The sequence below is a fragment of the Micromonospora sp. DT228 genome, assembly GCF_049841595.1.
Lineage (GTDB): Bacteria > Actinomycetota > Actinomycetes > Mycobacteriales > Micromonosporaceae > Micromonospora.
This window is the reverse complement of the sequence record NZ_JBNCKO010000007.1, coordinates 49323-62885: the sequence shown is the minus strand read 5'-3', so window position 1 is coordinate 62885 and position 13563 is coordinate 49323. Positions and strand designations below refer to the sequence as shown.

The window sequence follows — 13563 nt, the reverse complement described above, 5'->3', positions numbered from 1 at the left end:
ATCGGCGACAGAAAGTGCAAGATCGGCGCCGGTTGGGCGTCCCTTGAGTGACGGGCCTAGGTTGACGTGGACAGCCTTTGACCTGGAGGGAACCTGCTGATGGCTGACATCACCGTGCGTTCCATGACTGCCGCCGACGCCGAGCGGGTGCTGGCGATCTACCAGGCCGGCCTCGATGCCGGCAACGCCAGCTTCGAGACCACCGCGCCGACCTGGGCGGCATTCGACGCGGCCCGGTTGACCGGGCACCGGTTCGTGGCCGTCGACCCCGACGGCACCGTTCTCGGCTGGATCGCCGTCTCGCCGACCTCGACCCGCGCGGTCTACGCCGGTGTGGTCGAGCACTCCGTCTACGTGGATCCAGCCGCCCAGGGCCGCGGCGTCGCCCGGCTGCTGTTGGACGCGCTTGTCACCTCCACCGAGGCCGTCGGCATCTGGACGATCCAGTCCGGGATCTTCCCGGAGAACACCGCCAGCCTGACGCTGCACCGGCGAGCCGGGTTCCGGCTCGTCGGCGTACGCGAGCGGGTCGGTCGCCACCACGGCCGCTGGCGCGACGTCGTCCTGCTGGAACGCCGCAGCCCTGCCATCACCTGACGACAGTTGACGGCAGCCGTCAGTCGCCCGAGCTCGTCGGTACGGGGTCAGTCCGGCAGGGCCGCCCCCGGGCGTGAGGCTTCCTCGCGCCCGGGGCGCTGCGACAGGGCCGACTGGGGCGGTCGGATCGACCAGACGACAGCGTGGGCGAGGATCGCCGGATTCGCCATGGTGATACTCACACTCCGTGCACAGCGGGCCGCAACTCGTCACGCACATGCGACCATCGATGCACGTTACGTAAGTGCGGGCGTTGGGTGGGTGGGGGAGCATGCCCAAGAGTCAGGTGCGGCGTGACCATTTCGGAGGTCTCCTCAGGACCCTCCGCCTGGAGCGGCGGCTGACCCAGGAGGAGCTTGCCGAAGCGGCCGGTTCCAGTGTCCGCGGCATCCGGGAGATGGAGCGCGGCCGGGTGCGCAGCCCGCAACGACGGACGGTGGTTCTGCTCGCCGACGCCCTGCGGCTGGCGGGGGCGGACCGCGACCGCTTCGTCGCCCTGGCCCGGGTCGAGCGGCAGCCGCACGACCGAGCGGCGGTGCCGGAGGACCGCGCTGAGGCGCCGGGGGACCGCGCTGAGGCGCCGGACGACCACGCTGAGGCGCCGGAGGACCACGCGGCGGTGCCGGAGGATCGCGTCACGGTGCCGGGCGAGCGCGCGGACGTGCCGCACGATCGCGTGCCGGTGCCGCACGATCGCGTGCCGGTGCCGCCCGGCCGCCCGGCGGTGGTCGTACCCGGGGAACTGCCCGCCGCCGTTCCGGACCTGGCCGGCCGGGCGGAGATCCTGGAACGGCTCTCGGCGCTGGCCGCCGACGTCACCGCGGGACGGCCGGACACCGCCTCGGTGGTGGTGCTGCACGGGCCGCCGGGGATCGGCAAGACCAGCCTCGCCGTCGCCGCTGGACATCGACTCAGCCCGGCCTTCGCCGGCGGACAGCTCTTCGTCGACCTACAGGGCGCCTCGCCGGACGGTCCGCTCGACCCGTCCGAGGCGCTGGCCGGACTGCTGCGGTCGCTCGGCGTGCCGGACAGCCGGGTGCCGGTGTCGCCGGCCGAGCGGGGCGGTCTGTTCCGCACCCTCACCCGGGACCGGCCGCTGCTTGTGGTCCTGGACAATGCCGCAAGCGAGGCACAGGTACGCCCACTGCTGCCGGCCGGGCGGGGATGCCTCGCGCTGGTCACCTGCCGGCGTCCACTGACGGGTCTCGCCGGCGCGGTCCGCCTGCCGCTCGACCTGCTCACCCCGACAGCCGGTCGACTGCTGCTCGAGGCGATCGTCGGCGTCGACCGGATCGCCGCCGAGCCGGCCGCGGCCGACCACATCGTCAAACTCTGCGGCCGGCTGCCGCTGGCCGTGCGGATCGCCGGCAACCGCCTCGCCAGCCGTCCGCAATGGTCGGTTGGCTGGCTGGTGGACCTGCTCCGCGACCAGCGTCAGCGGCTGACCGTGCTGACCGCCGGAGACCTGGGCGTCCGATCCGCGTTCGAGGTTTCCTACCGGCAACTGGACCCGACGACCGCGCGGGTGTTCCGACGGGCCTCGTTGATTCCCGGCACCGACTTCGAACCCGCGCTGGTCGCCGCCGTGGCCGGCACCGACGAGGAGACCGCGGCGGCGGCCCTGGAGGAGTTGGTCGAGGCCAGCGTCCTGCTGACCATGGGGGACCGGTACCAGTTCCACGACCTGGTCCGGCTCTACGCCCAGGAACGCCTCGACGCCGAGGAGCAACAGGCCTGCCGGGCGGCGGCGCACGAGCAGATGGTCGGCTGGCTGCTGCGGCGTACCCGGGAGGCCGGCTTGATGTTCGAACCGGTCGCCTGTCGGGTCGACTCCTCGTTCGACGACGATCGGGCGGCGGCGTACTGGTTGGATCGGGAGTCCGGCAACTGGCTGGCGGCGCTGCGCGACGCGGCCCGGCGTGGTCGGCACGCCGACGTGGTCGCGGTCACCAGGGCTCTGCACTGGTACTCGGACGCCAACAGTCACCGGCACTCCTGGGACGAGATCTTCTCGCTGGGAGTGGCCGCGGCCCGTGCCGCCGGTAGCCCCCGTGACGAGGCCGTCCTGCTGAACTTCCTGGGCTGGGCCCGGTACTTCTGCCGGGACCGCAACACCGACGGGCTGGCCGCCCTGGCCCGGGCGCTGGAACTGGCCCGCCGGATCGGGGACCGCCGGGAGGAGGCGTGGGCGCTCGCCTACACCGCCGCCATCCTGATCCGCATCGGCCGCGGCGGGTCGGCCGTCGACAGTTGCCGCCGGGCCGTGAGCCTGTTCCGCGAGATCGGGTACGCCCTCGGCGAGCACAGCGCGGCGAGCGTGCTGGGCGGAGCGCTGGCCACGCTCGGCCGGTTCTCCGAAGCGGCCGAGTTGCACCGCGACGTGCTGGCGTTCTACGCCCAGGGCAACGGTCTCAGCCGTACCGGCGCGGCGGTGGCCCGGGCCGGCGCGATGATGAATCTCGGCGCGGACCTGGCCGGGATGGGCCGGTGGCGGGCCGCCGCCGACGAGTACGCCCGCGCCCGGCAGGTGTTCAACCGGTCCGGCGCGACGTTCAGCGAGGCCATCGCCATCCACCGGTACGGGCTCGCGCTTGAGGCGTTGGGCGAGGTCGACGCGGCGGCCGAGGCGCTGCGGGCGGCGCTGGCCCTGTATGCCGCGCTGTCCTGCCCGTGGTGGGAGGCGCAGACCCTGTCCGCGCTCGCCGCGCTGGCCGGCTCGGCTCCGGGCCGGGCCGCCGACGCCCGCCTGCTGCGCGAGCGGGCGCTCGACCGGTGCGGCGAACTGGACGCCCCGGAGGTGCGGACCCTGCGCGCCACCCTGCGACGCGAACTGGCCGAGTCCTGATCCCGGACCCGGGCCGGGCCCCGCCGACGATGCGGCGGGGCCCGGTGTGCAGGGACAGCTGTCAGTTGCAGGTGGTGCCGTTGAGGGTGAACGGTGCCGAGGTGGCGGGGGGACCGCTCGCGGTGAAGCCGAAGTTGACGGCGCCGCCGGTCGGGATGCTGGCGTTGTGGTTCTCGTTGGTGACGGTCACCGCCGAGCCGGCCTGCTGGAAGACGCCGTTCCAGTGGCCCTCGACGAGCTGTCCACCCGGGAAGGCGAAGCCCAGCGACCAGCCGTTGGCGGCCGGGCCGTCGTTGTAGACGGTGACGCTGGCGCTGTAGCCGGTGACCCACGAGTTGGTGACGACGAAGGAGACCCGGCAGGTGCTGGCGATCTTCGTCGCCGGCACGATGTTGCCGTAGTCGTCGCGGGCGGTGGCGAAGTCCTGGAAGCCGAAGCCCCGACCGGCCGATCGGGTGGTGGTGCCGGCGGCGAGCACGGTGCCGTTGGCGTTGACGGCGTAGACCGGGCCGCCACTGTCGCCGCCCCGGGCGGCCTCGTTGCCGTCGAGCTGGGTGGCCTCGACGAGGTCCTCGATGTCGTCGTAGTGGTAGTCGACCCGCAGGTTGCAGACCGGGCCGCCGATGGCACCCGCGGAGGTGTAGCCGGACTGGCACAGCAGTTGGCCGGGGAAGACCTCGGTCCAGCCGATGACCTGGGCGCGGACCTCGTCCTGCTGGCCGCCGACGTAGAGGTGGTTGCCGGGCGCGGACGTCGAAATGATCATCGTGTCGTGGTCGTCATTGCTGTCGACCGCGTAGCCGACCAGGGTGCCGGTGCCGGTGGTCTTGTTCCAGCCGACGTGCCAGGGTGAGCCGATGGCCCCGCAGTGTTCGGCGGTGAGGAGGTAACCGGCGTTGGTGTCGGCGTTGCGTACGCCGAAGCCTGCGGTACACCCGGGCGTGGTGAACCCGATGCCGGCCCCGCCGTCGAACGGCGCGGCGTCGTTGGCCCGTGACCGTTCGACCATCTGGTCGCGTTCGACGAGGCTGGTACGCACGCCGGTGACCGGTAGCTTCGGCAGCTTGGCGCTCGGGGTGTGGTCAACGGCGATCTCGATGCCGCTACCGTCTGTGCGCAGCCGGACCGAGTGGCTGGCGTCCGTCGGGTCGGCCTCGACCACCGGCGTGAGTCTGGTGGCCGCCTTGCGCAGTTCGGCGCGGGAGTAGGTGGCGTTGGCCACCTCGACCGGCGCGGCGCGGCGGGCGGCGGTGACGGCTGCGGCGATGTCGGTGGGCGGCGCACCCTTCCACCACAGGGTGACGTGGTCGTCGACCAGGCCGATGCCCGCATAACCGCGCGCCGGCGCGCGGTCCACCGCGGTGCGGATGACATTGGCCGCGTCGACGAGTGGGGCCTGGGCGACCATCTGGTCCAGGGTCTGTGCCGGGATGATGTCGAGGAGGGACTTGGCGGCCCCAGCGGCCCCCGGTTGGCCGGACTCCGCGTACGCGGAGGTGGGACCGGTGAGCGCCGTCGCGCCGACCAGTGCCCCGACGACCACCGTGTGGGTGATCGCTTTCCGTATTGATGTCATGCCGCTGAGTCAAGCAACAGCCGCTGCCGGGTGGCAGGCAGGACGCCCGGCAGGAGTCAACATGCCGGCGGTCCTGCCGGCAGTCGTGCCGGGCGGTGTGGCGGCAGACAGTCCCATTTCACCACGGAATGCGGCTGTTGGCCGTCACTAAGAGTGTTGGCATCAACACATAGCGATCAATGTGCGTGATCGGGTCTGCTGCAACAGGCGTGTCGACACCGGACGGCACGCCACAGCGAAGACCTACGCAAGGGGGAATGTGCATGCTAGGCAACGGACGCCAGCTTCGGCGCGGTCATCGTCTGGGGCTGGCCTCCTTACTCGTGACCGTGGTGGTGATGGCGTCGTCCGCGCAGCCGGTCCATGCCGCCAACCTCGGCAGCGAGCCGACCCTGCCCTACACGCAGCCGAACAACGCCAGCCTGCCCAGGGCTGGATGCGACACGACCGCCACCGACCCGAAGAGTCCGCCGGTCAACAGTCCGGCGGCACTGCAGGTGATCTACGCGTGGAATGACTCCACCGGCAACCAGTACTCGGCGAACGTCGAGCACGCTGCCCGTGTGATGGACCGCGTCGACTGGCTGTTCGACCAGGCCAGCAACTACGACCAGCACTTCAAGATCAGCTGCCGATCGACGACCACCAGCACGTACAACCAGTACGCGCAGGCGATGGTGGTGCCGGAGAAGATCGACACCCTGAGCACCGACTTCTGGGCGATCGCCGGCGACCTGTCGGCCAAGGGCTACGACGACCCCAACCGCTGGTACGTGATCCTGACGGAGTTCCCCGCGCCATCCCTCTCGGCACACTGGTGTCCGACAAGCGGAGGTCACGGCTGTGTCTCCATCGTCGAGGCGTGGGACAGCGGAGTTGTCGGGCACGAGATGACCCATCTGCTCGGCGCCGGCCACGGCTACAAGACCGAGAACGTCTGGCAGGACTCCAACAACAACTGGCAGGCCGAGCAGTACTGCCCTGACATCACGATGTGCTTCACCGACTGGTGGGCCTACGACATGGCCTACCGTCAGAACTACGACCCGAGCGAGACCAGCGCGACGTTTTATGTCGACAACTATCCGTCCGAAACGGTGCGGAACACTGCGAATCACCCGCTGCTCACCTCGCCGGTGTGCTGCGACGTCGGCGCCAACAACGACCTGCTGACCGCGCAGGAGCGGACCATCGAGGCGCAGGCGCCGGGCACCTCGAACCCCACCGGGTTCACCACCGCAGGCTCCGGGGCCACCATCTCGGTGACGCCGCAGGGCTCGTTCACCGGCATCTCCGCCCGCTACTTCGACAACCGTCGCTCGCTGCAGTTCGTCAGCTCACCGCAGTCGGCGGAGAAGTCGGTAGTGGTGAGTCGTAAGCCGTCGGTGACGGTTGGACACAAGTACAAGTTCTACGTCCAGCTACGCGCCAACTCCGGCACCGCCGCGCTGCGCATGCGGTGGTACAACTCCGGCGGCACGCTACTGTCCACGTCGACAAGTAGCTCGTTCGGCCTGACGTCGAGCTGGATCGAGCGGTCCTACGAAGCGGTCGCACCGTCGAACGCGGCCACCGTGCAGATCTCCGTGGTGGCGCCGGCCGGTGGTTCGCAACCGGCGACCCTGACCATGAACGTGGACACACTGCAACTCACCGACTGCAGCGCCAACCAGAACTCGCTGTGCCGCCCCACCACCTGATCCCAGTCGGGTGATCCGGTCTTTCCCCACGTCGCGCTCGCGCGACGTGGGGAAAGGCGTGCGGGACGCCGTCGGGTGGCCGCCGGCACCGTCACCGCCGGCTGGCGCAGGCCACGCAGGTACGCGCCGACGGGCGGGCCAGCAGGCGTTCGGCGGGAATGGGACGGGCGCACCGTTCACACACGCCGTAGCTGCCGTCGTCGACCCGGCCCAGCGCGACGTCCAGCTCGGCCAGGCGGTGGCGGGCCGCGCCCAGCACGGCGGTGAGCTGAGCGCGTTCGAAGGCGATGGTGCTGCCCTCGGGGTCGTGTTCGTCGTCGGCGTTCGACGACCGGGACGCCTCGAAGAGGCTCCGCAGGTCGCCCTCCAGGGCAGTGGCCTGGGCCTCGGTCTGCTCGCGCAGCCGCAGCAGTGCCTCGCGAACCGCGCTGGAGTCGCTGGTCATGGCCCTCCACGGTACGGCGGGATGACAGCGGTCACATCGCTGGCATTCCGAGACGACCGGTCATATCGTAGTGGTGTCGACCAGGACCCGAGCGAAGGAGCGTCACGACATGCCACGACCCAAGTCGTCGACCTCCGCCGGGACCAGGCAGCGGTTGTCCGACGCCGCGTTGGATCTGTTCCACATGCGTGGCTACAACGGGACGAGCGTTCAGGACATCGTCGCCGCCGCCGGTGCGCCCAAGGGCACCTTCTACAACCATTTCGCCAGCAAGGAGGATCTCGCCCTCGACTCGGTGGCGAGATACTCGGCGGCAATGGGGCTGGAGATGCTCGACGAGAGGCGGGCCGGGACGCCGCGCGAGCGGATCGTCGGTCACCTGCGATATATCACCGGCCTTGGCGACACGATGGGGGATCGGGGTTGCCTGCTGGGCAACTTCGCCAGTGAGATTCCGGCGCACAGCGATGCCTTGCGGGCTGCCGTCGACGCCGGTCTCAGTCGCTGGGTCGCCGTGCTCGCCGTGGCGATCGAGCAGGCGCGAGCTGCCGGTGAGGTGCACGGTGACGAGCCCGCCGGTGACCTGGCCGGCTTCATCGTCTCCAGCTACGAGGGTGCGGCGGCGCGGGCGAAGGCCTCCGGTGACCTGACCGCCCTCCACGAGTTCCTCACGATCACCACGGGGCGGATCCTCACGTGATTCGCGCCGGATCCAAACCGTAATAGTCCGCGTTGTCCTGTTTGCCGCGGACTGCATCCAGTATAAGACGACCGGTCGTACGTATTCGACCGGGTAACCATCACCCCATAGGAGTGCGACATGAGCACGTACCTGATCAACCACCTGCGTATCCCGGGTGGAGTGCCGACCGAGGAGTCCCTGCGTTACCTGGAGCAGGTGGAGGCCACCACCAAGCCGTACGGCGCGAAGTGGCTCGTCCTGGACGCCCAGGTGCAGGTCATCGAGGGCTCCTGGGAGGGCTCGGCGGTCCTGATCGAGTTCCCGGACGCGGAGACCGCGAAGGCCTGGTACAACTCCGCCGAGTACCAGGCGATCCTGCCGCTGCGCGTCAACCACACCATCAACGACCTGGTCCTGGTGGACTCCGTCGGCTCGGACTTCACGGTGGCCGGCTACGCGCGTCAGATCCGGACCCTGCTCGGCCAGTGACAACCGCTCGCTGACCTGCCGTCGGGCGATCCCCGCGCACGCCGTGGCAGGCGCGGGGATCGCCTACATGAAGTTGCGGGTGTGCAGGGCCGAGAGCGCGGCGGCCTCGTCGGCCCGGAAGCCCAGGCGGACGAGCCGGCGCTGGCGGCCCTGATCCATCGCGTGTTGCAGGGCCTGCACCCGGTCGAAGCCGGCGGACACCTCGTCCGGATGCCAACCACCCGACGCGAGCACCACGAGCGCGTCGAAGACGTCCGCGTTGAGGCCCGCGGTGTCGACGAGCGCGTCGTGGCGGCGGTGGATGGCCGCCCGCAGCCGATCCCGCAGCAGCGGGTCCAGTTGTGCCTGATGTTCCAGGTGCGCCATGCCGAACAGCACGTGCCGGCGCTCGTCCTGCATGGCGAGCCAGCAGATCCGGCGCGTCACCGGGTCGGGGGCGAACTGGTGCAGGAAGGACAGCAGATCGACGAAGCTGCCCTCACCGAGCACGGAGAGCAGGAACGAGGCGAGTGCGAAGTCGGACTCCGCGACGAGCGTGAAGAGCGACTGCCGGCCGCCGGCCGACGACGTGCCCAACTCGACGCCGCGCAGGAGTGCCCGCCGGCTGAACACCTCCATGTGCCGCGCCTCGTCGGCCATCTGCACGGCCAGAAGCTGCGCCACCTCCCGAAAGTGCGGGTGGATGCGCCCCACGAACCGGGCCGGTACGACGAGGGCGGCCTGCTCGTTCTCCACCAGGTAGGTCATCACCTGCACCACCGCGGCCTCGACGTCGGCCGGCAGCACGAACGGATCGTTCCACGGCACCGCGGCCTGCGGATCCCACTGTCGGGCCGCCGCCTGCGCGTACAACTGAGGGGCGATCTCGGCCCACACCAGGTCCCGGTCGTCCAGGTCGAACCGGGCCTCGGGCCCGCCGGCCTCGAGCAGCGCGCCCCGGGCGCCGAGCCCCCAGCGCGCCGGGGGGCGGCTGCTCAGCGCCGACGGCAGCGCGGGCCCGGCCCGTTCCGCGCCGAACCAGCGGTCGTCATCCGCCGTCCCCCGCACGACCACCGCCACCAGCTCGCTGCTGTCGCCGCGATCCGGCGATTCGACCCGATGACCCCGACCACGGCACCAGGCGGGCAGGTGTACGGGCAACGCCGGGTCGCGACCGAGCACCGCCACCCGGCCTCCGGGTGGCAGGCCGGCCAGGGCGCGTTGCACGAGCAGGTGCGCTCCCCGGCCGAAGCCCAGATCGCCGAGGTGGACCTCGACGTCGGCGGCCGGCGTCCCGCTCACGGCCGATAGTCCGTGGCCGTCACCCGCCCGTCGGGAGAGTAGAACCCGCTGACGTCGACCGCCCTGGCGAGCAGGGTGTACCCGCTGGTGCGGCCATCCTTCCAGGCCGTCAGCCCCTCCAGGTCGAGCAGCGGACGCACCTGCGGATCGGCGTACGACATGCCGAGCAGCAGCGTGCCGAAGAGCTGGACCCCGGCGGACTCCGGATCGCGGACCGTCATGTTGCAGTGGTCGTAGGGCGCGGTCTGCCCGACGATCCGGGTGCCCTCGGGCGGCAGCGTGCCCTCCCGCACGAACGCCAGGTGGTTGGCGTCGATCATGCACGCGGCGTCGACCTCCCCGCTCAACAGGGCGCGGGCCGCGTCGCGCTCCCCGCCGACGTGGTCGCCGTGCAGGCCGACACCGACGTCGAAGCGGCGGACGTCGACGTCGACGCCTGCGGTCGCGAGGTGGCCCAGTGGGATCAGCGTCGCCTGTGGACTGTCCACCGCGCCGACGGCCACCCGCCTTCCGGCGAGATCCGCGACCTGTCGCACCGGGGAGTCGGCACGCACCACCACGACCGAGGTGAGATCCTGGTCGGTGTCGCGCATGGTCAGCGCGTGGACGGCGGTGCCGGTGGCTGCCGCCAGCCGTTCGGCCCGCAACCAGGCCAGCGGCGAGTTCCACGCCGCGTCGATCCGGCCGGCGACGAGATCCTCGACCTGTCGCTCGTAGTGCGAGTAGAGGACGAAGTCGAAGTCCAGGCCCCGCCCGCGCAACCAGGCTCGGAAACCCGCCCAGATGGTCACCACCTTGGGGTCGTACGCGACAGCGCCCATCAGGACCCTCGGCGCCGACATCAGCGGTTGGCCTCGTCGAACAGGGGCAGCCCGGTGGCGACCCGACCGACGAAGTCGTGCAGGGCGTCGGTGGTCGGTGCCATCACCCGGGCCGCGCGCGCGTCGCGGAAACGGCGCTCCAGGCCCAACTCCCGGCGGAACGCGCTCCCGCCGCAGAGCTGCATCGCGCCATCTGTCACGTCCGCGACGGTCTCGCCGGCGAGGGCCTTGACCTGCAACACCCGCAGCATCGCGTCGTCGCGGCCGGTCTCCAGCGCGGTGAGGGTGTCGCCCAGGAAAGCGCGCAGAGCGTCCGTGCGGATCATCAGTCGGGCGAGGTCGCGGCGAGGAACTGGCGCGTCGCGCAGGGCGGCGCCGGTGTGCGTGAGCGTCGTCCCGGTGAGATGCCGACAGGCCTCGGCGACCGCGCTGGCGGCCAGACCCAGACAGAACGCGGCATTGAGCACCAGGAACCAGGGGAGAACAGCGCCCAGTGCGGTGTCCAGCCCCGCGCCGTCGGCCGCCATCATCGCCGTCGACGGGACGCGGAGCCCGTCGGCGGTCATCGGCCGGGAGCCGTTGCCGCGTAGGCCGAGCCCGTCGAAATCGCCTGCCACGGTCAGGCCGGGGCTGTCGGCGGGCACGAGCCAGAGCGTCATCGGCCCGGCGTCGCGGGACAGCGGGAGGCTCGACCAGACGTAGCTGTTGGCCTCGCCGGCCGAGGTGACCCAGCTCTTGCGGGCGTCGAGGCGGACCGTGCCGTCGTCGGTGGTGCTCGCGGTGCCGGTCGGTGACCAGAAGTGGCTGCGCGAACCGTACTCGGAGAAGGCCAACGTGGCGAGGTGGCCGCCGGTGGCGATGGCCGCGCGGACCTCGCGCGGGCCGTGCGCCTCGACGACGGCGGTCGCCGCGTAGTGCATCAGCACCACCATCGCGGTGGACCCGCACTCGGCGGCCAGCCGCTCGACGACCTCGGCGACCACGCGCATGCCGTGACCGCCGCCACCGACCTCGGTCGAGGAGGCCAGGCCGAGCAGGCCGGCCGCGGCGAGGGCGTCGACACCCGGTCGGGGGAAGGCCCCCTCCCGGTCGACGATCACCGACCGCGGGCGGATCACCTCGTCGATCACCGTGCCGAGGGGGTCTGCCACGGCGGCGTCGGGATGGGCGCTGTCGACACGCGTCGTCATGGCGGTGCCCTTCGGCCTAAGCGGTGGGACCGCCGTCGAGACTATCCGAAGGGGAGTACGGAGCGCGAGGGTCGGATCACCGTCTGGTGCGGCCGTCCCGGTGCGGCCGGCCGTGCCCGTCGTCCCGGTCGATCCGCAGCTCGCGTTCCAACTCGGCGATGACCGCCCGCAGGTCGTCCAGCCGCTGGGTGAGCGCGATGCGGTCCACCTCGTCCGGTACGCCGTCGCCGTCCTCGTCGTAGTCGGGGGCCAGCCGCTCGGTCATCTCCAACCGGCGTGCCTCCTCCATCGAGTTGACGATGACGGCGATGAGGATGTTGAGCAGCAGGTTGACGGTGATGACGACGTAGCTGACGTAGTAGAGCAGCGTCCACGGCGAGATGGCCATGCCCTGCTCGATGAGGTCCGGCAGCGTCTCCAGCGACAGCAGCACGAACAGCGTCAGCAGCGACTTGCCGATGTCGCCGTACTCGTCCGGGTACCGGCTGCCGAAGATCAGCCAGCCGGCCATCCCGTACACGTAGAGGGTCACCACGGCCAGGGCGAGGAAACCGGTGACGCCCGGCAGGCTGCGCCACAGCGCGGAGACGATGGTCCGCAGGCCCGGCGAGAACCGCACCAACCGGACCATCCGGGCGACCCGTACGACCCGCAGCAGCGCGGGATCGCCGTGCAGGCCCGGTATGAAGATCGCCGCGATCACCACGAAGTCGAAGACGTTCCAGCCGTGCCGGAAGAAGTCCTGCGGACGCCTGCCGTACGCCGCCAGCCGGACGCCGATCTCGACGACGAAGACGGCACGGAACACCAGCTCCAGCCAGTGCAGCGCGGTGCCGGCAGGCGTCAGGTCGTCGTACGTCTCCAGGCCGAGGACGACCCCGTTGGCGAGGATGACCACCACGATGACGATCTCGAAGGGTCGTGACCCGGCGAGTCGGGCGCAGTGCGCGGCCCAACGGGATCGGTGCCGCTCGGGTGGGCCCGGCTCACGCCGCTGGGCGGGCACGGGGCTGGCGGGCATGCCCGCCAGCCTAGCCAAGATCAATGCTCGCGGGCGACCGTGTGATCCGCTCAGGCGTGGCTCGTCCGCTCCGGCGTCACCGGGGCCGCGAAGAACTCGGCGAGCGGGTCGACAATTCTGGGGTACGCCCGGTTGACGGCGTCATGTCCGCTGCGCGGAATCGTCAACGTCCGCGCCCGCGGCAGTGCGCGGGCCAACGCCTCGTTCTGACTCGGGTAGTAGGGCGGACCGTCGGCACCACACGCCAGCAGCACGTCGGCGGTCACCCCGGCCCACTGGCTGGCCGGGCCGTCGTGTGCTCGGATCAGCGCCGTCTCGTCGAGCGTCAACGGCAGCAGCTCGGCCATCGTCCGGCCGATCGGGGTGCGCATGAACGCGCGGATGATCGCGATCCGTACGCCGAACGGGAGCTTCCCGGCCGCCATCTGTGGGTTGAGCCCGGCGGCCGTGATGGCGAGGGCCCGGGCGACGTCGCCGGCCCCTAGCGCCGCCTGGGCCGGTGCGAGCCACGCCGACGGTGGGCCGCCGTCGATGCAGACCGCGGCGTCGTAGAGGGCGAGTCGGTCGATGGGCAGTCGGAGCGCGGCCTCGAGCGCGATGAAACCGCCGGAGCTGTGGCCGATGACGTTGCCGGACCCGGTGTGCTCCAACACCACGGCGAGGTCGTCGATCTCCTGCTCCACGGTGTACGGCATCGACCTGGGTGGTGCGTCGGCCCGTCCCCGTCGGTTGTAGAGGTGCACGGTGAACCGGTCGGCGAGCGCCGTGGCCAGCCGGCGGTAGACGTCGATGGTGACACCGCCGCCGTGCACCACGACGATCCCGGGTCCGTCCCCCGTCGAGTGCAGTACGACGCTCGCGCCGTCCCGTGCGCTGATCCGTTCCATGATCGTCCACCCTTCCGCGGCGACAACAA

The 13563-nt window shown here is 71.1% G+C and carries 12 protein-coding genes; 5 read left to right on the top strand and 7 right to left on the bottom strand.

The features are described 5' to 3' along the window. Positions 1-99: 99 nt before the first annotated feature. Both ACLQ29_RS16250 and ACLQ29_RS16245 read left to right on the top strand, forming a co-directional pair. A complete protein-coding gene (locus ACLQ29_RS16250; RefSeq protein ID WP_425772365.1) occupies positions 100-597 on the top strand; it encodes a GNAT family N-acetyltransferase in 498 nt (165 codons plus the stop codon). A gap of 271 nt (positions 598-868) precedes the next feature. Continuing rightward, on the top strand, positions 869-3442 hold the full coding sequence (locus tag ACLQ29_RS16245; RefSeq protein ID WP_425772364.1) for an ATP-binding protein: 2574 nt from the start codon (positions 869-871) through the stop codon (positions 3440-3442). A gap of 61 nt (positions 3443-3503) precedes the next feature. Here ACLQ29_RS16245 and ACLQ29_RS16240 read toward each other — a convergent pair whose 3' ends face one another. Then, positions 3504-5018 carry a cellulose binding domain-containing protein gene (locus ACLQ29_RS16240; RefSeq protein ID WP_425772363.1) on the bottom strand — a complete coding sequence of 505 codons (1515 nt, stop codon included), beginning with the start codon at positions 5016-5018 and terminating at the stop codon, positions 3504-3506. Between the two features lie 323 nt (positions 5019-5341). Between ACLQ29_RS16240 and ACLQ29_RS16235 the strand changes: the two genes are divergently transcribed. After that, a complete protein-coding gene (locus ACLQ29_RS16235) occupies positions 5342-6718 on the top strand; it encodes a hypothetical protein (RefSeq protein WP_425772362.1) in 1377 nt (458 codons plus the stop codon). Positions 6719-6809: 91 nt separating this feature from the next. On the opposite strand, the gene ACLQ29_RS16230 is transcribed toward ACLQ29_RS16235, so the two are convergent. Then, positions 6810-7163, bottom strand: a complete 354-nt coding sequence (locus tag ACLQ29_RS16230; RefSeq protein WP_425772361.1) for a TraR/DksA family transcriptional regulator — start codon at positions 7161-7163, stop codon at positions 6810-6812. A gap of 109 nt (positions 7164-7272) precedes the next feature. Here ACLQ29_RS16230 and ACLQ29_RS16225 point away from each other — a divergent pair, with 109 nt between their 5' ends. Both ACLQ29_RS16225 and ACLQ29_RS16220 read left to right on the top strand, forming a co-directional pair. Further along, positions 7273-7863, top strand: a complete 591-nt coding sequence (locus ACLQ29_RS16225) for a TetR/AcrR family transcriptional regulator (protein WP_425772360.1) — start codon at positions 7273-7275, stop codon at positions 7861-7863. Between the two features lie 120 nt (positions 7864-7983). Further along, entirely contained in the window at positions 7984-8334 is a 351-nt protein-coding gene (locus tag ACLQ29_RS16220) for a DUF1330 domain-containing protein (RefSeq protein ID WP_425772359.1), read from the top strand. 63 nt (positions 8335-8397) lie between these two features. Here the strand turns inward: ACLQ29_RS16220 and ACLQ29_RS16215 are convergent, their stop codons facing one another. From ACLQ29_RS16215 to ACLQ29_RS16195, 5 genes are all read right to left on the bottom strand, one after another. After that, on the bottom strand, positions 8398-9615 hold the full coding sequence (locus ACLQ29_RS16215) for a ferritin-like domain-containing protein (RefSeq protein ID WP_425772358.1): 1218 nt from the start codon (positions 9613-9615) through the stop codon (positions 8398-8400). Further along, positions 9612-10457: a phosphate/phosphite/phosphonate ABC transporter substrate-binding protein gene (locus ACLQ29_RS16210; RefSeq protein ID WP_425772357.1), complete on the bottom strand. Its 846-nt coding sequence runs from the start codon at positions 10455-10457 to the stop codon at positions 9612-9614. The genes ACLQ29_RS16215 and ACLQ29_RS16210 overlap by 4 nt, the downstream gene beginning before the upstream one ends. Further along, positions 10457-11626, bottom strand: a complete 1170-nt coding sequence (locus ACLQ29_RS16205; protein WP_425772356.1) for an acyl-CoA dehydrogenase family protein — start codon at positions 11624-11626, stop codon at positions 10457-10459. Before ACLQ29_RS16205 ends, ACLQ29_RS16210 begins: the two co-directional genes overlap by 1 nt. A gap of 76 nt (positions 11627-11702) precedes the next feature. Next, entirely contained in the window at positions 11703-12647 is a 945-nt protein-coding gene (locus ACLQ29_RS16200) for an ion transporter (RefSeq protein ID WP_425772355.1), read from the bottom strand. Between the two features lie 50 nt (positions 12648-12697). Continuing rightward, positions 12698-13534 carry an alpha/beta fold hydrolase gene (locus ACLQ29_RS16195; RefSeq protein WP_425772354.1) on the bottom strand — a complete coding sequence of 279 codons (837 nt, stop codon included), beginning with the start codon at positions 13532-13534 and terminating at the stop codon, positions 12698-12700. Positions 13535-13563 lie beyond the last annotated feature (29 nt).